The organism is Rudaea sp. (genome assembly GCF_057139185.1).
In genome coordinates this window covers 106,935-129,767 of the sequence record NZ_DBNHDN010000012.1, presented here as the reverse complement: position 1 = coordinate 129,767, position 22,833 = coordinate 106,935, and the positions used below count along the sequence as shown (strand labels likewise).

At 63.2% G+C, this 22,833-nt stretch carries 21 protein-coding genes; 3 read left to right on the top strand and 18 right to left on the bottom strand.

Annotation, left to right across the window (positions count from 1 at the left end; genetic code table 11):
• Positions 1 to 67: 67 nt before the first annotated feature.
• The 13 genes from AC16HO_RS04840 to murJ form a co-directional block, all read right to left on the bottom strand.
• Positions 68 to 4,636, bottom strand: coding sequence for a pilus assembly protein (locus AC16HO_RS04840; RefSeq protein WP_395641856.1), 4,569 nt, complete (start codon positions 4,634 to 4,636; stop codon positions 68 to 70).
• A gap of 24 nt (positions 4,637 to 4,660) precedes the next feature.
• Positions 4,661 to 5,257 carry a pilus assembly PilX family protein gene (locus AC16HO_RS04835; protein WP_395641855.1) on the bottom strand — a complete coding sequence of 199 codons (597 nt, stop codon included), beginning with the start codon at positions 5,255 to 5,257 and terminating at the stop codon, positions 4,661 to 4,663.
• Positions 5,258 to 5,264: 7 nt separating this feature from the next.
• Positions 5,265 to 6,482 (bottom strand): PilW family protein, encoded by a 1,218-nt coding sequence (locus AC16HO_RS04830; protein ID WP_395641854.1) that lies wholly within the window; start codon positions 6,480 to 6,482, stop codon positions 5,265 to 5,267.
• Positions 6,479 to 6,898: a type IV pilus modification PilV family protein gene (locus AC16HO_RS04825; RefSeq protein ID WP_395641853.1), complete on the bottom strand. Its 420-nt coding sequence runs from the start codon at positions 6,896 to 6,898 to the stop codon at positions 6,479 to 6,481. Before AC16HO_RS04825 ends, AC16HO_RS04830 begins: the two co-directional genes overlap by 4 nt.
• The gene (locus AC16HO_RS04820; protein ID WP_395641852.1) at positions 6,895 to 7,500 is read right to left on the bottom strand and encodes a GspH/FimT family pseudopilin; all 606 of its coding nucleotides are present in this window, start codon (positions 7,498 to 7,500) and stop codon (positions 6,895 to 6,897) included. The genes AC16HO_RS04825 and AC16HO_RS04820 overlap by 4 nt, the downstream gene beginning before the upstream one ends.
• Positions 7,443 to 7,898: a type IV pilin protein gene (locus AC16HO_RS04815; RefSeq protein ID WP_395641851.1), complete on the bottom strand. Its 456-nt coding sequence runs from the start codon at positions 7,896 to 7,898 to the stop codon at positions 7,443 to 7,445. The genes AC16HO_RS04820 and AC16HO_RS04815 overlap by 58 nt, the downstream gene beginning before the upstream one ends.
• Before the next feature lie 202 nt (positions 7,899 to 8,100).
• Positions 8,101 to 9,051 carry a 4-hydroxy-3-methylbut-2-enyl diphosphate reductase gene (gene ispH, locus AC16HO_RS04810; RefSeq protein ID WP_395641850.1) on the bottom strand — a complete coding sequence of 317 codons (951 nt, stop codon included), beginning with the start codon at positions 9,049 to 9,051 and terminating at the stop codon, positions 8,101 to 8,103.
• A 28-nt stretch (positions 9,052 to 9,079) separates the two neighbouring features.
• A complete protein-coding gene (gene lspA / locus AC16HO_RS04805) occupies positions 9,080 to 9,571 on the bottom strand; it encodes a signal peptidase II (protein ID WP_395642158.1) in 492 nt (163 codons plus the stop codon).
• Positions 9,571 to 9,912, bottom strand: a complete 342-nt coding sequence (locus AC16HO_RS04800) for a type II toxin-antitoxin system RelE/ParE family toxin (protein WP_395641849.1) — start codon at positions 9,910 to 9,912, stop codon at positions 9,571 to 9,573. The genes lspA and AC16HO_RS04800 overlap by 1 nt, the downstream gene beginning before the upstream one ends.
• Positions 9,913 to 9,946: 34 nt before the next feature.
• Positions 9,947 to 10,222, bottom strand: a complete 276-nt coding sequence (locus AC16HO_RS04795) for a type II toxin-antitoxin system Phd/YefM family antitoxin (RefSeq protein WP_395641848.1) — start codon at positions 10,220 to 10,222, stop codon at positions 9,947 to 9,949.
• A 63-nt stretch (positions 10,223 to 10,285) separates the two neighbouring features.
• Entirely contained in the window at positions 10,286 to 13,135 is a 2,850-nt protein-coding gene (gene ileS, locus AC16HO_RS04790) for an isoleucine--tRNA ligase (RefSeq protein WP_395641847.1), read from the bottom strand.
• 169 nt (positions 13,136 to 13,304) lie between these two features.
• Positions 13,305 to 14,237, bottom strand: coding sequence for a bifunctional riboflavin kinase/FAD synthetase (locus tag AC16HO_RS04785; RefSeq protein WP_395641846.1), 933 nt, complete (start codon positions 14,235 to 14,237; stop codon positions 13,305 to 13,307).
• Between the two features lie 262 nt (positions 14,238 to 14,499).
• A complete protein-coding gene (gene murJ, locus AC16HO_RS04780) occupies positions 14,500 to 16,107 on the bottom strand; it encodes a murein biosynthesis integral membrane protein MurJ (protein WP_395641845.1) in 1,608 nt (535 codons plus the stop codon).
• A gap of 224 nt (positions 16,108 to 16,331) precedes the next feature.
• On the opposite strand from murJ, the gene rpsT reads away from it, so the two are divergent.
• Entirely contained in the window at positions 16,332 to 16,595 is a 264-nt protein-coding gene (rpsT, locus tag AC16HO_RS04775) for a 30S ribosomal protein S20 (protein ID WP_395641844.1), read from the top strand.
• A 152-nt stretch (positions 16,596 to 16,747) separates the two neighbouring features.
• Here the strand turns inward: rpsT and cgtA are convergent, their stop codons facing one another.
• From cgtA to AC16HO_RS04755, 4 genes are all read right to left on the bottom strand, one after another.
• A complete protein-coding gene (cgtA, locus tag AC16HO_RS04770; protein WP_395641843.1) occupies positions 16,748 to 17,797 on the bottom strand; it encodes an Obg family GTPase CgtA in 1,050 nt (349 codons plus the stop codon).
• A 148-nt stretch (positions 17,798 to 17,945) separates the two neighbouring features.
• Positions 17,946 to 18,203 carry a 50S ribosomal protein L27 gene (gene rpmA / locus AC16HO_RS04765; RefSeq protein ID WP_395641842.1) on the bottom strand — a complete coding sequence of 86 codons (258 nt, stop codon included), beginning with the start codon at positions 18,201 to 18,203 and terminating at the stop codon, positions 17,946 to 17,948.
• 12 nt (positions 18,204 to 18,215) lie between these two features.
• Positions 18,216 to 18,530 carry a 50S ribosomal protein L21 gene (gene rplU, locus AC16HO_RS04760; RefSeq protein ID WP_395641841.1) on the bottom strand — a complete coding sequence of 105 codons (315 nt, stop codon included), beginning with the start codon at positions 18,528 to 18,530 and terminating at the stop codon, positions 18,216 to 18,218.
• A gap of 103 nt (positions 18,531 to 18,633) precedes the next feature.
• Positions 18,634 to 18,915, bottom strand: a complete 282-nt coding sequence (locus tag AC16HO_RS04755; protein ID WP_395641840.1) for a hypothetical protein — start codon at positions 18,913 to 18,915, stop codon at positions 18,634 to 18,636.
• A 162-nt stretch (positions 18,916 to 19,077) separates the two neighbouring features.
• Here AC16HO_RS04755 and uvrA point away from each other — a divergent pair, with 162 nt between their 5' ends.
• A complete protein-coding gene (gene uvrA / locus AC16HO_RS04750) occupies positions 19,078 to 21,930 on the top strand; it encodes an excinuclease ABC subunit UvrA (protein ID WP_395641839.1) in 2,853 nt (950 codons plus the stop codon).
• Positions 21,927 to 22,361: an acyl-CoA thioesterase gene (locus AC16HO_RS04745; RefSeq protein ID WP_395641838.1), complete on the top strand. Its 435-nt coding sequence runs from the start codon at positions 21,927 to 21,929 to the stop codon at positions 22,359 to 22,361. Before uvrA ends, AC16HO_RS04745 begins: the two co-directional genes overlap by 4 nt.
• On the opposite strand, the gene AC16HO_RS04740 is transcribed toward AC16HO_RS04745, so the two are convergent.
• A complete protein-coding gene (locus AC16HO_RS04740; protein ID WP_395641837.1) occupies positions 22,358 to 22,792 on the bottom strand; it encodes a copper chaperone PCu(A)C in 435 nt (144 codons plus the stop codon). The two genes, AC16HO_RS04745 and AC16HO_RS04740, sit on opposite strands and share 4 nt — an antisense overlap.
• Positions 22,793 to 22,833 lie beyond the last annotated feature (41 nt).

Sequence of the window (22,833 nt, the reverse complement as noted above, 5' to 3'; positions counted from 1 at the left end):
ATCGACGCGTGGATAGCGCAAAACGCTGACTTCGATTTCACCATAGCTGCACCGCAACGCATGTGCGTCATTGCGAATCCGGCACTTCACGCCAGTTGATGCGTGTCAAGCCAGATTTGCCGCGGAACAGGATGTTGCCGTCGGCTTCCGACGAAGCGCTCTTGCCCGTGCCGCCACTCGTCGTATCCAGGCCCCACATTGCCGTCAGCATCGAAGACGAAGTCGACGATCCGGATCCCGGCCCGTTGACCAAAGTCAGGTTGGTGACTACGCCGTTCAGGTATTGGAGACTGGAAACCCGCACCGACGGCGTATCCGCGCTTTGCAGCAGCGTCTTGCCGATGACGACGTTGCCGGAGCTATCGGTGTCGAGACCGGAGTCGAAGTTCAGCGAGAACACGCGCGAACTGCCTTTGTTGCAGATGTTCTGTCCGTACAGATTGGCGGCGAAAAGCACCACTCCACTATTTGCGACCATCTGGACGTTGATGCGTTCCGCCGATGCCTGCGTGCCGGTACCGCTGGTAGCTGCCGGAGCCAGATCCATGTAGAACCCGCGCTTGCCGACAAGGGCCGTCGCAGTCACGCCAGTCGCAGGGTCGTCCGCGATCAGGTCGGTGCGCTTGATCGGGAATGTGCTCGTCTTGTCGATTGCGGCGTTCGTGCCGTCGATGAAGGCATAGAACGTCTGGGTCTGCGTGTTGACAAGATCTGCATCGGACAACAACTGGCCTGTACCAACGAAGACATAGCGCTTCTGCGACGTCGGATCGATGGCAGTCACCGGGTATGTGGTAACGGGCTGCGGCTTGCTGGTAAGCGGATCGACAAGTGTCGCGAACTGCTCCGCCTTGTACGTACTCTGGGTCAGGTCCACGCGCCAGACATTGCCGAGCAGATCGCCGGCGTACAAGGCGTCCGCAGTAAAGTCCGGTCCGCTGGGAACCGAGGCGACAAGATGCGCCAAGCCCGCGGGGTTCGTGGTCGAGGGCGCACCAACATTGGCTGAGATGATCTCATAGAGGCTACCGTCTTTCGGGTTGATCAGGTAGATGTACCCGCCACCATCGTCGTTGCCGTAACCAGACGTCAGCACTACGGTCCAGCCGTATTTCTTGGTCTTGATGATGTGCGGCAGGCCGTAGGAATAGCCCATGTGCACGAGTTTGCTCGGATCTGTTTCCCACAACACCTTTGATGCCAGTGTCGCCTCATTGGTAATCGTGGAAGGATCGGTGACGTCGAGCGCGACGTAGCCGCCACCGACGCAGGATGTCCGGCCATTGGCGCAGGTAGTGGCACTGCTGCCAGTGCCGCCGCCCTTGCCGAGACCTGCGATGACGATCGTGCGCCAGTCCGATGGCGCCGTGGCCCACGTTGGATCGGTGGTTGCGAGGTTGGCGCGCGCGAAGTCCACGTCGCGAACGACGGGCACCGCATCGACCATGAAGTGGTGATTCAACGGGTTGGCAGTCAGTGAGCCCAGGCCGACTGGGTTTCCGCTCGAATCGACATTCGTCGTCAGCAGTGCGCTGGGCACATAGGCGAACAACTCCTTGCCACCCGTGGCCCCGGCCGAGCAGGTGGTAATCCCACTGCTCGTGGTGCAACTCGCCGTTGCATCGAACGCATGCAGCATGCCATCGTTGGCACCTACATAAAGCACCGGACCTCGGGACGATTTTGCGGTCTTGAACGCCGAATAACCCGGATTGAGCGGGGTATCCGCGTATGGCAGGCTCGGCGAACCATAAACCACGGGTTGCGAATTTGTGATATCGCCCAAGACCGACGTATTGCGCAAGCGGAACGACGACGAGGCAGTCGACCCTTCGTTGCTGCGGTCGCCGCGAACGTAGTTCAGCACCTGCGTCTGCGTCGCGGAGGTCCAAGTCGGCGAAACGAGTTGTGCCTTCTGCCCAGTGGAAAGGTTACCGAAACGGAACGGTACGCCTTTGCCCGCGCCGAAGCCTGAACTGGTCGCAATCACGCGCGTGTCGTAAGTCAGCACACCCGCGCCCGAGTTTGGCGGCAGCCACGTCCCCGCATCCCAGATACCCTTCGTATTGCCCGTATCAGTGCTGAGCACGCTGCCTGTGACTTTGACCACAAGGCTTTGCGCACTCACACTCCCGCTCCAGTCATTCGCGTACTGGGAGACGTAGTTGATATTGCCAGCCGTAGCAACCGAACTCGAACCCAATCCGAGAGCAGACGACGTACCCGCCGGCGCGTTTGCCACGATCTTCAAAAACGCCGCATTCAGTCCCGAAATCATCTTGCTCGGATTGCTGGCCTGAAAATACTGGTCGGGCATCAGGTTGCCATGATCGTCCACATTGCCCGCGTAGATCGTATTTGCCGTCAGCGTACCGGTACTGTCCACGTAGTCGACCTTGGTCGAACCTTGGCCCAATTTGCCGCTGTTCCACCACGAAGTCGGCAGTGGCTTGGTACGCACGTACTCATCGCTGCTCGCGCTGAGCGTGGGGGTTCTGCCGATAATGCTGAACAATGGATTTTTGGCCGCATCCTTCTGCGAAGTGTCGAACCCACCGTACTTGGCCGTCAGCCAGAACTGATTCTTTTCGTGATAGTCGTTGTTCTCCATCACGTCGAGCCAGAACGTCGACACCGTGATCGCACTCGACTTGTTGACGATGTCCTGGCGGATGTCCCGGGTATGCAGATCGTACGCCAGACCCGCCATCAGGAAGCTGTGCGAATTGCAGCACCAACCGCCGGTGGGTGACCCGATAGAATCTATCGCCGCATTGCCAATGCCGGTAGCGAGTTGGTAGTCACCGCCTGAGCCGCCGCCGCCACTCGCCGATATCTGGTTCTCCAGCGTCGCGATCCAGTTTGCGGCCGTCACCGCGTTCACGCCGGTGGTCGACGAAGCATCGGCCGACACCTCCGACGGCATGGCCGGCTCCTTGCTGGTGGAGTAGGTACGCCCAGGGAGATTTGCGTCGGCATGCGTATGAATGTCACCGATGCCGATGATGTAGTTGGTGCTGCAGGTATAAGCGATCGGGTCGTCCTTGGCATTGCTGTTGGTGCCGTCGTTGTTCGCCGCAAACGAGATGACAGGAAAGCCGTCGTACATGGCCGTAGTCAGGCCATTCGAATAACTTGCCACGCTGCCGATGCCACGGTAATAACGCGTCGCGGCGTAGTACATCTCGCCGACCGGGTCGAAGCTCTTGTAGGCGCCTGCGCTGAAACCGAACTGGTTCAGATAGTTGATCACGCCGCTGTTCGAGCCGGCAGGTCCGTAGGTGCTGGCGTCGTTGCTATCGGGATTCGCAATGAACGTACCATCCGCGGTGTTCCATTCCGCCGAGGTCTTGGTCGTCGGATTGTTGGCGGCGCTGTTGGGCTGGACCGGTTGACCGGGGTTGGCCATGTACGGCCCCACCGACTTCATACGCGCGCGCATGACACCACCATCGCGGGTCAAGCTCGTGTCGAACAGGTAGCCGAATGCCGAATAGCGGATGGTGTCGGTACCGGCCGGGGTCTCCGCCGCGTACTTCTGCATCAGGCCCGTTGGTTTATATACCGAAGGCGCAGTGCTGCCATCGGCGGAATAGGGATAACCGCGGCAACGGGAATCGCCCTTGTCCTTGCCCAATACGCAGACTTGCACGGCGCCGTAAAGCTTGTAGGCCACGGTGACGTTCGACGTCGTTTTTACCGTCGGCGAATTCCATACGGAACAGGTCGAAATACCTCCCGAACTGTTCTTCGTACCCACTGTTTTGCAAGTCTGCTGATACTGCGTGGTCGTCTGCACGGCACTGGTCGCAACCGTCGTCACCATGGTGTAAGTTGCGGTATCGCAATATTTGTTGGAACCCGACCCCGTCACGCTCGAGCAGGTCAGCGGAATGGTGGTGACGCTGCTGGCCGCCGCAGCACCGGCATCCCCGGGATACGTCGCCAACGTCAGCCCGCTGTTGGTATTGCCGCCACTGTCACCGCATTTGCTACCGCAAGGAGATGCACTGCTGAACTCGAATTGCCGGCCGAGGTTACGGTTGGAAATGACCAACTTCGTCCACGATGTAAACGGCGTCGCCCCCTTGATGGTCGCAGCGGCATTAAGCGTCTTGTCGGGAAATCCGCCGTTACTTACGTTTCCATCGGAGTAGGCTTTCTGCAATACCGTATTGGTGCTTGTATCAACGCTGCGATAACCGCCGGTCAACGCATAACGCAGCGGGTCGATGGTCTGGGTCAACGCCCAGTTGAGAAAATTGCCGCTCCAATAGTTGGTCGAGCCGCTGTTGCATACATGCGAACTTGCAGCTACCTGTGGAACAAACACGCCCTTCGCAGCGCCGTCGCCATTGGCGACCGTCGTGTCGTAGGAGTAGCACCAGTCGGAACTCCAATACCCGACATAGGTTGCGGCAGGATCGTACGCGACGCCGATATACGGATCGTCATCGCCAGTTGGCCACTCCACCGACAGCGCCAACGCTACATTGGCGGGCACGATCACGTTCGAATACAGCGGCGCATCCGCAAGAGTCGTCGCTGCGGCTCCGGCCAGGCCTGAAAGACTTGCGCAGAAAAGGGCCAGCCCAGCCCGACCGAGAAACGCAATGCTATTCGTTGACGGTTTCATGGCATGGATTCTTGTGCAAAGAAATTAGGGGGAGCCGAGGCTCGTGAAAGTGGTCTGGAAATACGACTGGGCACCGCGCGTATCGGTGACGCGAACACTGACGCGGTAGTACACACCGAGATCCCTGACGCCGAGACCCTTGCCGGAGTTTGCGGAGACGTCGACATCATTGGTGAAGCTGCCGCCATGGCTGCCTTGGTCGGTTTGACAGTCCCTAGGCGGGCCCTCCTGCGGGCACATCCGGTCGATGACATAGCGGTAGGTCATGCCCGTGGCGTAGGCAGCGGCTTCACCGCTGGTACTGGCTTGCAGCAGCACGTACGGGATGCCTTGGGGATTGCTCGACAGCGCCGTAGCGTAGTAGTTGCTGCCCGAATTGGTGTAAAGGCGCGCATCTTCCGTGACGAACACGCCGCTGCTGAAACTCGTCAGTGCGTCCTTCACGGCCAGTTCCGACTCGTGGGTCATGTCGCGCTTGATCGCCAGGTTGCCGGCGATCACCTGCGCGGTGTCGGTAGAGCGGATCAGCGCTACCGCAGCGATCATGATCACGACGAGAGCGATCAGGGCGATGAACAGGATCACGCCATGTTGCTTGTGCGGGCTCGCGGGAATCTTCATGTTCGCCTCAGAACGATGCGTTGCGCACGGGGATGGTGGTTTCGAGCTTGCGATAGCGGTAGTTTCCCGCCGGGTAGGTCCAAGTGACCGTGACCGGATTGGCGCAGGCGGGTGTCGTGGCCGAAGTGCATGTGGGCGAGTCCAGCGCGTCGAACATCTTCACGCTGCCGCTGTTGACGTTTGTGGACTTTTGTTCGTTGAGTGGCGCACGCACGACCAATGCAATTCGGACCGCAACAATGGATCTGAGCGCAGCGCTCGCAGCCGCAGTTCCCGCATTGAGGCCCGTCGGCGTGTAGTTGTAGGCGATTCCGCCTATCGTCACGTTGCCAACCGGGTTCGTCCAAGTCAACGGATCGACGGGCCTTGGCTGCACTTGATAGATCACGCGCATCATTACCACATCGTCCGCGAGCGCCTGCGGCGTGCTCGTGGGCGAATTGAGCAAATCGAGACTCATCAGAGAACTCGTGGCGGTGTCGACACCAAGCATCAAAAAACTCGCAGTAACGCCGTTGCCAAGCGCGACCACGTAATTGCCGGCGGTGATCAGGCCCGCGGCGTTGCCGACCGTCGTATCCGCGAGCGGCAGACTGACATTGTTGCCGGCCGGATTGAAGGTGGAAGCGACGTGGCTGATCATGCACTCGCCGATTCCACCCGAGCCTACCAGCACCCACTCCCCGGCGCTGAAGCCGACATTGCTGTCCACCTGGGACAGACCACCACTAACGTTGGGCTTGAAACGCACCGGCGCTTCGGAATAACCACTGCCTCCAAGCATGACCATGAAGACATCCGACTTCGTCGCCGTGCTACTCCACGGGGCATCGCCCGGAACAATCATGACCGGGGCGAGACGCAAGGCACCAGGCAATACGCCGTTGAACGGCGGGTTGAGCGAGGGCGGGCCTGAGCTAGAGATCGAGGAGGCGGCCGTAGTCGCCCCGTCGGTAGGTTTGAAATTCAGCGTGCAGCCCCAGCCCGCCTTCGCCGCATAGCGCGACAACCCCGAGCCCGCGGAGCGGATCAACTTGTCGAGCGCGAACAACCCGTAGTTGCCGGATTGCATGGCATCGTTGACCGCAGTGGTACTACGCTTGTTGCCTTCGAAATCAGCGAGCACCTTGAAAGCACCCAGCACGAGGAGCATGCCGATGAGGATCGCGATCATCAGTTCGATCAGCGTATGGCCACCCTGGATATTGCGATTGGGCGCACTCATTGGATGACGACCTGAGTGGAGTAGGTCGCAGTCTGCAGCGTCGAGCCCGACTCGGCGCCACCTTCGACGTTCAGGCCCATCTGCCGATTCCAGGTGATGACGATCGTCGCAGTGCCGGACCCCCCCGAAGCGGCAAAGGTGCTTTTCGACGTGTCGGCACCTCTCAACGCGGTGGTGACGCGGCTCGTCCAGTTGGCGAAATCGGCCGGCTGCGCAGCCGACTTGGTTGTCCACATTTCCGCGATGAGGTCGTTGGCGAGCAATGCCGCCGTCGCGCGATCCTCAGAGTTGACCGAATTTGCCGAGGCCACTGCCTGCATCTTGACCATGCCAAGCACGCCGACGGTAAAGATCAGCAACGCGATCAGCACCTCGAGCATCATCATGCCACGCTGATATCCATGCGCTTGTTTCATGGCGGACACCCGTCGGGATATCCGGCAGCGAGGCTCTTGTCTGGGTCGCACATCCGCACCTTGCCCGAAGGGCTGACATAGACACGCAAGCTACGCGGGCCTTTGGAATTGTTCACCGTGAAATACATGTCGGCGTTGAGTGTGGTGAACGGCCCCGCACTGGTGCTCGCCACCTTGACCCGGCCGAGGTCGTTGAACTGCAACGCCGTATGTGTGGCGTCATCCGGCGTGATGACAACCGAGCCAACATTGCCGGAAGGCGAGGATTGCAGCAACGTCGGGAGCGAGTCGCTGCCTCCCGCAATCTTCGTGTAACTCACCGTCCAGTTCGTCGCCGTCGTGGCCAGCGTCGTGAGACGGCTCATACGTGCCGACTCGGTCTGCGCGAAGCGGATGCCGTTCTGCAACGAATCGGCGACCGAGCGTGTCCGCGAGTTCTGCAGCATGTCCGAGACGGCGGGCATGCTGGCAATGACCAGAATCGCAATGAGGGTCACCACGATCATCAGCTCGATCAAGCTGAAACCGGCGGTACGCGGTTTCATCAGCAGGTACCGCCGCGCGAGATAACCCAGCAGGTCGCCGGGGAAGGCACGGTCCACCCAGCGGGGAGTCCCTTGGTTGTTTGCGCGTTGGTCTGATCGACCCAATAGATGGCACCCGCAACCGGACCCGAGCCGGTAGCGACTATCGTGTACGTCGCAGCGGCGACGCCAGTGCACGTGAAGGTCCAATTCTTGACGGTGAGAGTCGATATCACCGCATTGTCGCAAGGAGATTTGTACGCACCGGATGTGGCGTAAGTCCGCGCATCCTGATAATACTGCTCCATCTTCGCACGCTGCGCAGCGAGTTGGTTGGTGCCATCGACGAGATAGCCGCGGATGACGTAGTCACGATAGCTCGGCAGCGCAATCGCCGCCAAAATGGCGATGATCGCGACCACGACCATCATTTCGATCAAGGTGAAACCCTTGACGCGCGTCGATGCCGAATGCATGGAATTGCCCCCTTCCCAGACCAGCACACACGCTACAGCAGCACCGCGGCGGTTGCATCCGGGGGCCGGACGTCCGGCCGAAGCCAGCCGACGAGCGGCGGAGCAGGCATTCGGGCGGGCGGCAATTTCACCCGGCGAAGTCGCATGGCGTGCGCCCCGCGTGCGGTCACCCCTCCGGCAACGGCGGGTGCGCGCGGCCGGGTCAACCCACCAGGCTGATGCGCAATTCCTTCGGCAGCGCGAAGGTGATGTTTTCCGGATCGCCGGCCAGTTCGACGGCCTGTACTCCGCCCCACTCGCGCAGGCGCGCGACGACACCCTGGACCAGGCCTTCCGGCGCCGAGGCGCCGGCGGTGACGCCGACGCGCTGCTTGCCGGCCAGCCAGGCGCGCTCGATGTCCTCGGCGCCGTCGATCAGGTACGCCGGTACGCCCTGTTTGCGCGCCAGTTCGCGCAGGCGGTTGGAATTGGAGCTGTTCGGCGAGCCGACGACCAGAACAAGGTCGCACTGCTGGCCGAGCTTGCGCACGGCGTCCTGGCGGTTCTGCGTGGCGTAGCAGATATCGTCGTGTCTGGGGCCGACGACGGCCGGGAAATGCTCGCGCAGCGCATCGATCACGGCCCGGGTGTCGTCGACCGAGAGCGTGGTCTGGGTGACGTAGGCGATCTGCTCGGGATTCTTCGGTATGAGTTTCGCCACGTCTTCCGGCGTTTCGACGAGATGGATTTCGCCGCTGGCACCGGCCTTGTCCCACTGACCGAGCGTGCCCTCGACTTCGGGGTGGCCGGCGTGGCCGATCAGCACGACGTCGAAGCCCGACTTGGCGTAGCGCGCGACCTCGATATGCACCTTGGTCACCAGCGGACAGGTCGCATCGAACACGCGCAGGTCGCGCGCCGCCGCCTCCGCGCGCACCTTCTGCGAAACCCCGTGCGCGCTGAAGATCACCGTGGCGCCATCGGGCACTTCGGCGATTTCATCGACGAAGATCGCGCCGCGCGCGCGCAGGCCGTCGACGACGAACTTGTTGTGCACGACCTCGTGGCGCACGTAGATCGGCGCGCCGAACGCTTCGAGCGCGCGCTCGACGATCTCGATCGCGCGGTCGACGCCGGCGCAGAATCCACGGGGGTTGGCGAGAAGGATTTGCATGCAAGGGATTTTAACGCGGATGGCCGCGTCAGGCCGCTTTTTGTGCTTTCGCGAACAAGCCGAACCAGATCAGCAGCACCGCGCCGACCGTGATCGCCGAGTCGGCGATGTTGAACGCGGGGAAATGCGCATCGCCCCAATACACGTCGATGAAATCGGTGACTTGACCGAAACGCAGCCGGTCGATCAGGTTGCCGAGCGCGCCGCCGATCACGAGCGAGAGCGGCAATGCGTTGCGCCAGTCGCGGCGCGGGATCGTCGCCAGCCAACGCACGAGCACGCCGCTGACTCCGACCGCAAGCGCGCTGAACAGCCAGCGTTGCGGGCCGGGGCCGAAATCCAGAAAACTGAAAGCCGCACCGGTGTTGAACGCGAGCGTCCAGTTGAGGAGGCCCGCAATCACTACATGCGGTTGATACGGCTGCAGCGATGCGAGCACGATCGCCTTGACGATCTGGTCGATGGTAATGACGGCAAGCGACAGGCCGAGCCAGGACAGGGCGTTGGGTTTGACGGTAATCATTCGGTTCGTTCGTCGATCAGACGCCGCGCGAGCAGTGCTTGCATGTCGCGCCGGCCATCGGCGACGAGATAGACAAATACCCTGCTCGCGGCGACGCGGTACACGATTCTGTAGGGCTTGAAAAACACTTGTCGGAAATCGCGGACCCCCAACTCCAGGAGTTCACGCGGATGCGATCCGCGCTCGGGCAGCTCGGCGAGCTTGCCAATCGCGGCGAGCAATCCATCAAGGACGTGATCGGCATTCTGCGGTGAATCGGATGCATCGATGTAGCCGATGATGTCAGCAATATCGCGCTCCGCACCGGCGGTGACCGAAACAGTGTAGCGCTTGCTCATCGCGCATCCGTGCCCGCAGAAAAACGCTGCCGCATCAGGTCGCAACCCGGCGGCGGCGCAAGCGCTTCGCAACGGTTTCGGCCGAAGCGAAGCGCCCCGCTTCGACATCGCGATGACCGAGCGCCAGCAGCTTGAGCAGCGCCAGCGTCTCCTGAGTCTGCTCGAATGTGGCGACGTCCTGGATAACCGCGCGCGCCTCGCCGTTCTGCGTGATCACGAGCGGTTCGCGCTCGACGTTGATCTTTTCGAGTACCTCTGCCGCATTGGCCTTGAGATAACTGATCGGTTTGATTTGCGAGGAATAACGCATGGAATTATCTCCGCGGGAAGACTGAATATAGTCTTTTAACGGACCTGCAACAAGGTTCACCCCTTAGAAGTACCGCCGCCGCTCACCCGGCCCATCCGGCAAATTGGAGACGCAGCGGCCGCAGATTTCCGGATGCTCGGGATGCACGCCGACATCTTCACGGCGATGCCAGCAGCGGATGCACTTCTGTCCATCGGCGACCTTGGCGGAAATCCACGATGCGCCTTCGCCCACGTCCACTTTCACTGCATTCGCCGGTGGATTCTTCTCGTCAGCGAGATGCAGACCGGAGGTGATGAAGAAGAAACGCAGTTCGTCCGCAAGCGGCGCGAGGCGCGCATGCAGCGACGCATCGGCGTGCAGCGCGACGTCGGCTTCGAGCGCGGCACCGATTTCGCCGGCATTGCGCATGCCTTCGAGCAGCTTCGCCGCGGCCGCGCGGATGGTCAGCAGGTCGTTCCAGAACGCGCGCCGCTCGGGCTTGCCCTGGGTCGGCGCGAGGCCGTCGTAGAACGTTTCGAACAGCACCGAGGCATCGCGCTTGCCCGGAATCAGCGGCCAGATTTCCTCGGCGGTGAACGACAGGATCGGCGCAAGCCAGCGCACCATCGCCTCGACGATGCGGTACATCGCGCTCTGCGCGCTGCGCCGGCCGTGGCTGTCGGTCTGCATCGTGTACAAACGATCCTTGGTGATGTCGAGGTAGAGCGAGCCCATCTCGTTGGTGCAGAAGTTCTGCACGCGCTGCACGACTTCGGGGAAGTCGTAGCGCGCGTAGGCGGCAATCACGGCCTGCTGCGTGTCGTGCGCCTGCTGCACGGCCCATTGATCGAGCAGCAGGCTGTTTTCGACCTCGACCAGATCACGCGCAGGATCGAAGCCGTGCAGGTTGCCGAGCACGAAGCGCGCGGTGTTGCGGATGCGGCGATACGCATCGGCGACGCGCTTGAGGATTTCGTCCGACAGCGCCATCTCGTTGCGGTAGTCGGCCGAGGCGATCCACAGGCGCAGGATGTCGGCGCCGTAGGTCTTCATCACGTCCTGCGGCTCGATGCCGTTGCCGAGCGACTTCGACATCTTGCGGCCCTGCGCATCGACAGTGAAGCCATGGGTGAGCACCTCGTCGTACGGCGCCTTGCCGTGCATCGCGACGCTGGTCAGCAAGGATGAATGGAACCAGCCGCGATGCTGGTCCGAGCCTTCGAGGTACATGACCTTGTCGCCCGGCTTGCGCGCGAGTTCGGGGCGCTGGTCGAGCACGCAGTAATGCGTCGTGCCCGAGTCGAACCAGACGTCCAGAATGTCGATGACCTTGTCGTAGTGTTCCGCCTCGTCGCCGAGCAGCTCGCGCGCGTCGAGCGCGTACCACGCATCGGCGCCGGCTTTCTCCACGCGCTGCGCGACCTGCTCCATCAGCTCGACGCTGCGCGGATGCGGCGCGCCCGTGGATTTGTGGATGAACAGCGCGATCGGCACGCCCCAGGTGCGCTGACGCGAAATACACCAGTCCGGGCGGCCGGCGATCATGCCATGGATGCGCTCCTCGCCCCAGGCCGGATACCAATCCACATCCTCGCGGATCGCCTTGAGCGCGCCGGCGCGCAGGCCAGCCGTCTCCATGCCGATGAACCACTGCGGCGTGGCGCGAAACACGACCGGCGTGCGATGGCGCCAGCAATGCGGATAGCTGTGCGTGATCTTCTCGGCGGCGAGCAGTACGCCACGCTCGCGCAACAGGTCGACGACTGCATCGTTCGCCTTCCAGATGAACTGGCCGGCGAACAATTCCGTGTCCGGCGTGTAGACGCCGTTCGGCCCGAGCGGATTGACGCCGGGGATGGAGTACTCGCGCGCGACGACGAAGTCCTCCATGCCGTGGCTCGGCGCGGTGTGCACGGCGCCGGTGCCGTCGTCGGTGGTGACGTGGTCGCCATTGATGACGGGGATTTCGCGCGCGTAGAACGGATGCTGCAATTTGGTCAGGTCAAGCCCGGCGCCCTTGATGTGGCCGAGCGCGACCGGATGTTCGAGGCCGTAGCGCCTGCCGATTTTTTCCAGCAGCAGTTCCGCAACGACGAGCAGCACGCGCCTGCCGTTGCGTGCCGGACCCTCGATCAGCACGTAGTCGATGTCCGGGCCGAGCGTGACCGCGACGCTGGCCGGCAGCGTCCACGGGGTCGTCGTCCAGATCGGCACGGTGACGATGTCGCCGTCATTCACGCTCGCGCCAAACTTCGCCGCCAGCGCCTTCGCATCGTGCGCATCGTAGGCGACGTCGATCGCCCACGACTGCTTGTCCTGATATTCGATCTCGGCCTCGGCCAGCGCGGAGCCGCAGTCGAAGCACCAGTACACCGGTTTTTCGCCGCGCACGAGGTGCCCATTCGCGATCACCTTCGCCAGCGCGCGGATTTCATCGGCCTCGAACTGGAACGCCAGCGTCTCGTACGGACGGCTCCAGTCGCCGAGCACGCCGAGGCGCTTGAAGTCGGTGCGCTGCAAATCGATTTGCTTGGTCGCGTACTCGCGGCAAAGCCTGCGGAATTCGGCCGCATCGACTTTGACGCCGACCTTGCCAACCTTTTTCTCGACCGCGACTTCGATCGGCAATCCATGGCAGTCCCAGCCCGGCACGTACGGCGAGCGCAGGCCCGCGACGAGCTTGGACTTGACCACGATGTCCTTGAGGATCTTGTTGACCGCATGGCCGAGGTGGATCGCGCCGTTCGCGTACGGCGGGCCGTCGTGCAGGATGAAGGCATGCTCGCGGGTGGCGGTGCGCTGCTGGATCTCGGCGTAGCGGTCGACCTTTTCCCATTCGGCGAGCATCGCCGGCTCGCGCCGGGCGAGGTCGGCCTTCATCGCGAAATCGGTCTGCGGCAGGTTGATCGTGGACTTGTAGTCGATGGACATGGATTGGTTACGAAAGGTTGAGGGCCGCAACGCCCTCCCCCCTGACGGCTTCAGCATCGGGGGAGAGGGTTGGGTGAGGGGGCGCTTCTCGTCGATGGAACGAGTGGGGCGCAAGAGCGAAAAGCCCCCCTCACCCTGTCCTCTCCCCCGGCAAGCCGGAGGAGAGGGTTCAAGATATTCCCAGAATTTCCCGCGCCCGCAATGCGTCGCGATCGATCTGTTTCACCATCGCGTCGAGGTCGGTGAATTTCTCCTCGTCGCGTAATTTTTCCACAAATTCCACTTGTATACGACGGCCGTACAAATCGCCGTCGAAATCGAACAGATGCGCCTCGAGCAACGGCTCCTTGCCGTTCACCGTCGGCCTTACGCCGAGGCTGGCCACGCCCGGATGCGCCGCATCGCCGATGCCGTGCACCTTCACCGCGAAGATGCCGTCCACCGGCGACGTGCGCGAGCCAAGGCGCAGGTTCGCGGTCGGGTAGCCGAGCTTGCGCCCGAGCTGCTGGCCGCGCACGACATGGCCACCGATCGCGAACGGTCGGCCGAGCCAGCGCGCCGCGAGCGCAAAACTGCCGCCGGCCAGCGCCTCGCGGATCGCCGATGACGAAATGCGTTCGCCATCGATCACGACCGGCTCGAGCGCCCGCGCCGTAAACCCGTGTTCGCGACCCAGTCGCTGCAGCAGATCGACATCGCCGCCGCGCGCGTGGCCGAAGCGGAATCCCTCGCCGACCCAGACCTCGCGCGCGTCGAGCCGCCGCACGAGCACGCGCTCGACGAACTCCTGCGCGCTCATCGCCGCCAGCGCCGCGTTGAAACGCAGCAGCAGCGCGCGATCGATCCTCGCCGCGCGAAACTGCTCGATCTTCTCGCGCACGTTGCTCAGCCGCGCCACCGGCCGCCCGTGCGCGAAAAACTCGCGCGGCAACGGCTCGAAGCTGGCGACGACCGCGTCGAGACTCAGCGCGCGCGCGCGTTCGCGCACGCGCGCGAGCACGGCGCGATGGCCAAGATGCACGCCATCGAACGCACCGATGCAGACGACACTGCCTCGCGTGGCGACGGGCTCGCCCGCGATATCCCGGAACAACATACGCATCGCGCGATTATAGCGATGCTCTGGCGAGAAGTGCGGCCATGGGTGGCCGCTTTTTGACTTTTGCGCTCAAGGACGAGTGCATGAACAACTTGCGCCGCCGAAGGCCGCAGGGCAGTTGCTTTCCTTGTCATTCCCGCGGGCTTCCGGCGGGGCTTTCAACAGCCGAAGGGCTGGTCATCCAGTGCGTTTGCTTTGCTCTTGATTGACGAAAGTCGCTGGATTCCCGCCAGGAGCATGCGGGAATGACGAGCTGAACAACATGTCAATGCGCGCGCAAGTCGCGAAGACGCAAGCCGCCCGCGTAGAGGGCCGCCAGGTAAACGCCACCGGCCACAACGATGATGGTGCCGAGCCGCCACGCGCGCTGGACGACGCCCGCCGCACTCCAATCAGGCCAGATCGCCAGTCCCGCAAGAATCACCGCCACCATCAGCGCACAGGCCACACCGAGACGCAGCATATGTCTGCCCCAGCCCGGTTCGCGGACGTAAATCGCCTCGCGGCGCAGCGCACGCCAGAGCAGCAAAAGATTCAGATAACTCGCCAGACTCGACGCCACCGCCACCGCCATATGCAGGCCACGCACATGGGCGATGCGCGCCAGCACATCTTCATCCGGTGCCTCGGCCCCGCGCCAGAGTAGATACAGTGCGCCGACCAGCAACACGTTGAGCAGCATGTTCGCCACCATCGCGGCAATGCCGGCGCGCACCGGCGTCTTCGTGTCCTGGCGAGCGTAGAACGCCGGCACGAGCACCTTGACCAGCGCGAACGCCGGCAGGCCGAAACTCAGCGCGGACAGGCTCAGCGCGACCATGTCCGCATCGCCCGCGGTGAACGCGCCGTGCTGGAACAGCGTCGCGACGATCGGCTTGCCGAGCAGGACCAAACCGAGCATCGCCGGAATCGCGATCAGCAACGTCGTGCGCAGGCCCCAGTCGAGCGCACGCGAAAACCCGGCGTGGTCGGTGTTGACGTGATGGCGCGACAGGCTGGGCAGGATCACCGTGCCGAGGGCGACACCGAAAAGACCCAGCGGCAGTTCGAGTAACCGATCGCCCTGCTGCAGCCAGGACTGCGAGCCGGTGATCAACAACGAGGCGATCACCGTGTCGAGCAGCAGGTTGACCTGCGCAACCGACGAGCCGAACAAGGTCGGGATCATCAGGCGCATGATGCGCCGCACTTCCGGGTGCGAGCCGCCCCAACTCGGCAGCGTCAGCAGGTCGAGCCGGCGCAACGCCGGGAACTGGAACAACAACTGCAGGATGCCGGCGAGAAAAATGGCCCACGCCAGCGCCTTGATCGGCACCTGGAAATACCGGCTCCACCACAGCGCACCGGCGATCATGCACAGGTTGAGGATGACCGGAGTCAGCGCGGGCAGCGCGAAGCGGTGGAAGCTGTTGAGCACGCCACCCGCCAGCGCGGTCAGCGAGACGAAAAACAGGAACGGGAACGTGATGCGCAGCAGGTCGGATGTCAGGCGCGCCTTTTCCGGCGTGTCGAGCGCGCCGAACGAGAACAGCGCGGCGACCTGGTCCGAGCCGAGCACGCCGAGCGCGGTGACGATCAGCAGCACGCCGCCGAGCGTACCGCTGGTTTTCGCCACCAGCGTCTTCAGCTCCGCATGCGGGCGCCTTTCCTTGACCTCGGTGAACACCGGCACGAAGGCGGTGCTGAACGAGCCTTCGGCGAACAAGCGACGCAGGAAGTTCGGGATGCGGAAGGCGACCCAGAACGCGTCGGTCATCCAGCTCACGCCGAACGCGGCATTGATCGACTGGTCGCGCACCAGGCCAAGTACGCGCGAGATCATGGTCATCGCGCTGAACGAGAACATCGAGCGCAGCAGGCTTGGGGTCTTCACGGGATGCAGGGCCCGGAACTAGGGACTCGGGGAAGGCCACGGTGATGCGCGGTTCGGGAGCCGCAACACGAGTGCCCGCGAAGCGGGCTGCGCAGTTTCGCTCCACCCGGCCGCGAGCCTCGCATCCCGAACCCCGACAGCGCATTGACGCAACGCCGCGCAGCCCTTACAATTTCCGCCCTTTTTCCGCCCCCGATTTTCAATCTTTTTTCTGGAGTCATCCCTTGGCAAACATCAAATCCGCGAAGAAGCGTGCGCGTCAGGCCGTCAAGCGCAACGCCCGCAATTCCAGTGCGCGTTCCGCGCTGCGCACCGCCGTAAAGAAGGTCGTCAACGCGATCGCGGCGAAAGACAAGGCAGCCGCCGAGGCCGCCTACAAGACTGCCGAGCCGATCCTCGATCGCGAGTCGAGCCGCGGCCTGATCCACAAGAACAAGGCTGCGCGCCACAAGAGCCGCCTCTCCGCGCACATCAAGGCGCTGGCCTGAGTCGTTCGAGCGCATCCCGGAAAAAGCCGGCCAACGCCGGCTTTTTTTTTGCCGCCGCGATGTGAATGGCCCCCGCTCGCCCGCCCCTCTCCCACGAGGGGGGAGCGGCCGGGGAGAGAATGAGCGGGAGCAGAATGACGCCGGCAAAACCGTCACGCGTCCTCACTCCGCGACTCCTCCGCTGCCTCGGCGCGCCGTCGATCGAAGAAGTCCTGGATCTTCAGGACGACTTCCCACGTGCCCTCGCGTGCGATCGCCGAGACGAGGAACCATGGTTCCTTCCACCTGAGCTTTTTCACCACCGCCTTGGCCAGCTTCTGGCGCTCGTCTTCGGGCACGAGGTCGGCCTTGTTGAACACGAGCCAGCGCGGGCGTTCGAGTAATTCCTCGTCGAATTTCTCCAACTCCGCCTCGATTGCGCGCACCTGTTCGGCCGGATCGGTCTCGCCGTCGAGCGGCGCGATGTCGACCAGGTGCAGCAGCAGGCGCGTGCGCGAGACGTGTTTCAGGAACTGGATGCCGAGCCCTGCGCCATCGGCCGCGCCCTCGATCAGGCCGGGGATGTCGGCAATGACGAAGCTCTGGTCGGTGCCGATGCGCACCACGCCGAGGTGCGGCTGCAAGGTGGTGAAAGGGTAGTCGGCGACACGCGGCGTCGCCGCCGAGACGGCGCGGATGAACGTCGATTTGCCCGCATTCGGAAAGCCGAGCAGGCCGACGTCGGCCAACACCCTCAGCTCCAGACGCAGCTCACGCGTCTCGCCCTCCGTGCCCGGCGTGGCCTTGCGCGGTGCGCGGTTGGTCGAGCTCTTGAAATTGACGTTGCCGGCGCCGCCGCGACCGCCCTGGGCGACCTTGATTACCTGGCCGTGATGGGTGAGATCGCCGATCGTCTCCTCGGTATCAACGTTGATGACCGCGGTGCCGACCGGCACGCGGATGATTCTGTCCTCGCCGGCCTTGCCGGCCATCTGCCGGCCCATGCCGTTCTCGCCTCTTTGCGCCCGAAACGTGCGGTCGTGGCGGAAATCGATCAAGGTATTCAGACCCTCGTCGGCGACGAGGAACACACTGCCGCCGTCGCCGCCGTTGCCGCCATCTGGCCCACCCAACGGGATGAATTTTTCGCGTCGGAAACTCACGCAGCCGCTGCCGCCGTTGCCGGCATGAACGGTGATTTCGGCTTCATCGACGAATTTCATGGTGTGAGCCGGGAATGGGGATTCGAGAATCGTGAAAGCTAACACTGCCGTCATTCCGGCGAAAGCCGGGATCACGAGCAAACGCAGTCTGCAGAAAAACAAAGCCCCGCGCGAGGCGGGGCCCTGTCGATATGCTGGCGCTCGTGGCTCAGCCCGCGACGACGCTGACCATGCGGCGCTGCTTGAGGCCCTTGACCGCGAAGTCGACCTTGCCGTCGATCAGCGCGAACAACGTATGGTCGCGGCCGATGCCGACGCCGGTGCCCGGATGGAACTGGGTACCGCGTTGGCGCACGATGATATTGCCGGCTTCGACGGCCTGACCGCCGTAGATCTTCACGCCGAGGTACTTCGGGTTCGAGTCGCGGCCGTTACGGGTACTGCCGCCTGCCTTTTTGTGTGCCATGACTGATTCTCCTTACGCGCCCGAGATCGAAGTGATTTCGACTTCGGTGTAATGCTGCCGGTGGCCCATCTGCTTCATGTGGTGCTTGCGGCGGCGGAATTTGATGATGCGGACCTTGTCGAGACGGCCGTGCGACACGACCTTGGCCGCGACCGAGGCACCGCTGACGGTCGGCGCGCCGACCTTGACGCCTTCACCCGAACCGAGCAGCAGCACCTGGTCGAAATTGACCGCGGCGCCGACGTCGGCTTCGAGTTTTTCCACGCGCAGGGTTTCCCCCTGCGCGACGCGGTACTGCTTACCGCCGGTGACGATGACTGCGTACATTGGGCATTCCTCTGTAGTTATTTTGACTTCTGCCGTACAAAGACAGCCGCCAATCATAACTTTTTCAAAGGCCTACCGTCAACTGGCGACTAACCAACCGGATTCACTCGACCTCGATCTCGACGCCGCCGACCACGCCGGCCACGAGATTGTAGATGAACGCCCCGATGGCCCCGGCGATGAAGCCGAAAATGCCGTACAAGATCGGCAGGAAGATCAGGGCCCCGATTCCCCCGAAAATGCCCACCGACGAGCCGTGCCCGCCCAATCCGGCCAGCATCGAGCCGAACATCAGAAAGAAAAGCCCGGCCAGCAGGCCGAAGGCCGCCATGAGGGCGCCCTGGAAGATCGCGAGCTTGAGTACGTTGATGCGTTTGATGACCATGTCTTTTCCCCGGAAAATGAATGGATGCGCAACAGCGCGGCAACCTTAGCGCCGAAACCCGGCATGCGCAATCGCAGGCCTGCCGACACACGCTCCCATCATCCGTGCCGCGACTTGACCGACGCGTTATAGTACCCGGTCGTTCTGAATTCCCGGCAAGTCATGGACACGATCCGCATCCGCGGCGCACGCACGCACAACCTGAAGAACATCGATCTCGATCTGCCGCGCGACAGCCTGATCGTGATTACCGGCCTGTCCGGCTCGGGCAAGTCTTCGCTCGCCTTCGACACGATCTACGCCGAAGGCCAGCGCCGCTACGTCGAATCGCTGTCGGCTTACGCGCGCCAGTTCCTCTCGGTGATGGAGAAGCCCGACGTCGACCACATCGAAGGTCTGTCGCCGGCGATCTCGATCGAACAGAAATCGACCTCGCACAACCCGCGCTCGACGGTCGGCACGATCACCGAGATCTACGATTATCTGCGCCTGCTGTTCGCGCGCGTCGGCACGCCGCGCTGCCCGGACCACGGCATTCCGCTCGAAGCGCAGACCGTGAGCCAGATGGTCGATGCGACGCTGGCGATGAATCCCGAACGCCGCTACATGCTGCTCGCGCCGATCGTGCGCGAGCGCAAGGGTGAGCACCTGCAGGTGTTCGAGCAACTGCGCGCGCAGGGTTTCGTGCGTGCGCGCGTCGACGGCGCGCTGCACGAACTGGATGCGGTGCCGGCATTGGCGCTGCGCCAGAAGCACACGATCGAAGCCGTGATCGATCGCTTCCGCCCGAGCGAAGACATCAAGCAGCGTCTCGCCGAATCGTTCGAGACCGCGCTGCGCCTCGGCGACGGCATCGTGCTCGTGGTCGATCTCGACGACGACAAGTCCAATCCGACGATCTTCTCCTCGCGCTACTCGTGCCCGGTCTGCGACTACTCGCTGCCCGAACTCGAACCGCGCCTGTTCTCGTTCAACTCGCCGGTCGGCGCGTGCCCGGGTTGCGACGGCCTCGGCGTCACCCAGGTGTTCGATCCGGCGCGCGTCGTCGTGCATCCGAACCTGTCGCTCGCCGCCGGCGCAGTGCGCGGCTGGGATCGGCGCAACATGTACTACTTCCAGATGATCCTGTCGCTGGCCAGGCACTACGGCTTCGACATCGACGCACCGTGGGAGTCGCTGGCGGAGACTATCCGCAAGGCCGTGCTGTTCGGCTCGGGCGACGAGCAGATCACGTTCCGGTATCTGACCGAAACCGGCGGCGCGGTGACGCGCAAGCACAAGTTCGAGGGTATCGTGCCGAATCTCGAACGACGCTACAAGGAAACCGAATCGCCGGCGGTACGCGAGGAACTGGCCAAGTTCATCAGCGAGCGACCCTGTCCCGACTGCCACGGCCAGCGCCTCAACCGCAGCGCGCGCAACGTCTTCGTCGGCGACAGCAATTTGCCCGCGCTGACCGCGTTGCCGATCGACCAGTCACAGGCGTTCTTCGACGTGCTCAAGCTCGCCGGCTGGCGCGGCGAGATCGCGGCGAAGATCGTCAAGGAGATCCGCGAGCGGCTGAAATTCCTCGTCGACGTCGGCCTGGATTATCTGACGCTCGATCGCCAGGCCGATTCGCTCTCCGGCGGCGAGGCGCAACGCATCCGCCTCGCCTCGCAGATCGGCGCGGGTCTCGTCGGCGTCATGTACGTGCTCGACGAACCTTCGATCGGCCTGCATCAGCGCGACAACGAGCGCCTGCTCGGCACGCTCACGCGCCTGCGCAATCTGGGCAACACGGTCATCGTGGTCGAGCACGACGAGGACGCGATCCGCATCGCCGACCACATCGTCGACATCGGCCCCGGCGCGGGCGTGCACGGCGGCGAGATCGTCGCCGAAGGCAAGTTGAAAGACGTGCTCGAAGCCGAGCGCTCGCTGACCGGCCAGTACCTGTCCGGCAAGCGTGGCATCGATGTGCCGAAAAAACGTCATCCGTTCGACCCGCAGGTCGTTCTGAAGATCAAGGGTGCCTCAGGCAACAACCTCAAGAACGTCGATCTGGAAATTCCTGCCGGCCGGTTCGTCTGCGTGACCGGTGTATCCGGATCGGGCAAATCGACGCTGATCAACGACACGCTGTTCCGCCACACCGCCGCCGAATTGAACGGCGCGAACGAGAAGCCAGCGCCGTTCGAGAAAATCGAAGGCCTGGAATTGTTCGACAAGGTGGTCGACATCGACCAATCGCCGATCGGGCGCACGCCGCGCTCGAACCCCGCGACCTACACCGGCCTGTTCACGCCGCTGCGCGAGCTCTACGCGCAAGTACCCGAGGCGCGCGCGCGCGGCTACCAGCCGGGGCGTTTCAGCTTCAACGTCAAGGGCGGCCGCTGCGAAGCCTGCGAAGGCGACGGCATGATCAAGGTCGAGATGCACTTCCTGCCGGACGTCTACGTGCCCTGCGACGTCTGCCACGGCAAACGCTACAACCGCGAGACGCTGGAAATCCACTACAAGGGCCACACCATCTCCGACGTGCTCGACATGACCGTCGAGGATGCGCTGAAACTGTTCGAACCGGTGCCCGCGCTCGCGCGCAAACTGGAAACACTCGTGGATGTGGGACTTAGCTACATCAAGCTCGGCCAGAGCGCGACGACGCTGTCGGGCGGCGAGGCGCAGCGCGTCAAGCTCTCGCGCGAGCTGTCCAAGCGCGACACCGGCCGCACGCTGTACATCCTCGACGAGCCGACCACGGGCCTGCACTTCCACGACATCGAACAACTGCTCAAGGTGCTGCATCGTCTGCGCGACGACGGCAACACCGTGGTCGTGATCGAGCACAACCTCGATGTGATCAAGACCGCCGACTGGGTGATCGACCTCGGCCCCGAGGGCGGCCATCGCGGTGGACAGATCATCGCCACGGGCACACCCGAGGACATCGCGAAAAACGAGGCCTCGCACACCGGCCGTTTCCTCGCGCGCGTGCTCGGCACCCACACCACCGGGAAGAGGAAAGCCGCATGAACGACGTGACGAAAACGATGGCCGCGGCCGCGCTGCGCAAGGTCGCCGAAATCACCATCGCCTTGCGCTGGGGCGATCAGGACGCGTTCAACCACGTCAACAACGCGATGTATCTGCGCTACCTCGAAGAAGCGCGCGTGCGCTGGCTCGCCGATGTCGTCTCCGATTGGGATCACGGCGACGGCAGCAAACCGATCATGGCCGCGGTGCAGGCGAACTATCGCCGCCCGCTGACCTGGCCCGGCGAGATCGTCGTGCAACTGTTCTGCGAGAAGCTCGGCACGAGCTCGATCACGATCGGGCACCGCATCGTCGACGCCCGCGACACCTCGCTGCTCTACATGGACGGCAACGTGGTCATGGTCTGGATCGATCCGGCAACGGGAAAGTCCACGCCGTTACCCGACGCGATACGCGCCGCCTGCGCCTAGGGATTTGCAGCGGGCGCGGCATCGCCCACGGCGAAACCGGCAGACGCCCCTTCTCCCGATTTCGTCAAGATGCGAATTTCTATGCTTTGCCCCGGCGCGATCTCGTGCTTCGGCCGCATCAGCATCAGATGCTTGCCACCGGGCGCGAACACGATGCTCGCGCCCGGCGCAATCTCGATCGAGCCTAAAGCCTTCATGTGCGCGACGCCGTCGACCTCGGCGCTCTCGTGCAGCGACACATCGCCGAACGCTTCGCTGCTCGCGCCGGTCACCGTCAACGGCGCATCGCCGGTGTTGCGCAGCGTGGCGTAGCCGGCCAGCATCATCGCGCCGGGTGGCGCGGTGCGGATCCACGCGCCGGTGATTTCCAGGCGTCCCGCCGCCCGCACGGCCGGGCTCGCCGTCAGCGTCAGAGCCAACAGCGCGATCAATCGCAGCATGGGACATCTTCCTTCGGAGGTTTCTCGCTATC

Coding starts and splice junctions, on each gene's coding strand:
- AC16HO_RS04840 (WP_395641856.1), bottom strand. CDS start 4,636: ATGAAACCGTCAACGAATAGCATTGCGTTTCTCGGTCGGGCTGGGCTG.
- AC16HO_RS04835 (WP_395641855.1), bottom strand. CDS start 5,257: ATGAAGATTCCCGCGAGCCCGCACAAGCAACATGGCGTGATCCTGTTC.
- AC16HO_RS04830 (WP_395641854.1), bottom strand. CDS start 6,482: ATGAGTGCGCCCAATCGCAATATCCAGGGTGGCCATACGCTGATCGAA.
- AC16HO_RS04825 (WP_395641853.1), bottom strand. CDS start 6,898: ATGAAACAAGCGCATGGATATCAGCGTGGCATGATGATGCTCGAGGTG.
- AC16HO_RS04815 (WP_395641851.1), bottom strand. CDS start 7,898: ATGCATTCGGCATCGACGCGCGTCAAGGGTTTCACCTTGATCGAAATG.
- ispH (WP_395641850.1), bottom strand. CDS start 9,051: ATGCAAATCCTTCTCGCCAACCCCCGTGGATTCTGCGCCGGCGTCGAC.
- AC16HO_RS04800 (WP_395641849.1), bottom strand. CDS start 9,912: ATGAGCAAGCGCTACACTGTTTCGGTCACCGCCGGTGCGGAGCGCGAT.
- AC16HO_RS04795 (WP_395641848.1), bottom strand. CDS start 10,222: ATGCGTTATTCCTCGCAAATCAAACCGATCAGTTATCTCAAGGCCAAT.
- ileS (WP_395641847.1), bottom strand. CDS start 13,135: ATGTCCATCGACTACAAGTCCACGATCAACCTGCCGCAGACCGATTTC.
- AC16HO_RS04785 (WP_395641846.1), bottom strand. CDS start 14,237: ATGCGTATGTTGTTCCGGGATATCGCGGGCGAGCCCGTCGCCACGCGA.
- cgtA (WP_395641843.1), bottom strand. CDS start 17,797: ATGAAATTCGTCGATGAAGCCGAAATCACCGTTCATGCCGGCAACGGC.
- rpmA (WP_395641842.1), bottom strand. CDS start 18,203: ATGGCACACAAAAAGGCAGGCGGCAGTACCCGTAACGGCCGCGACTCG.
- rplU (WP_395641841.1), bottom strand. CDS start 18,530: ATGTACGCAGTCATCGTCACCGGCGGTAAGCAGTACCGCGTCGCGCAG.
- AC16HO_RS04755 (WP_395641840.1), bottom strand. CDS start 18,915: ATGGTCATCAAACGCATCAACGTACTCAAGCTCGCGATCTTCCAGGGC.
- uvrA (WP_395641839.1), top strand. CDS start 19,078: ATGGACACGATCCGCATCCGCGGCGCACGCACGCACAACCTGAAGAAC.
- AC16HO_RS04745 (WP_395641838.1), top strand. CDS start 21,927: ATGAACGACGTGACGAAAACGATGGCCGCGGCCGCGCTGCGCAAGGTC.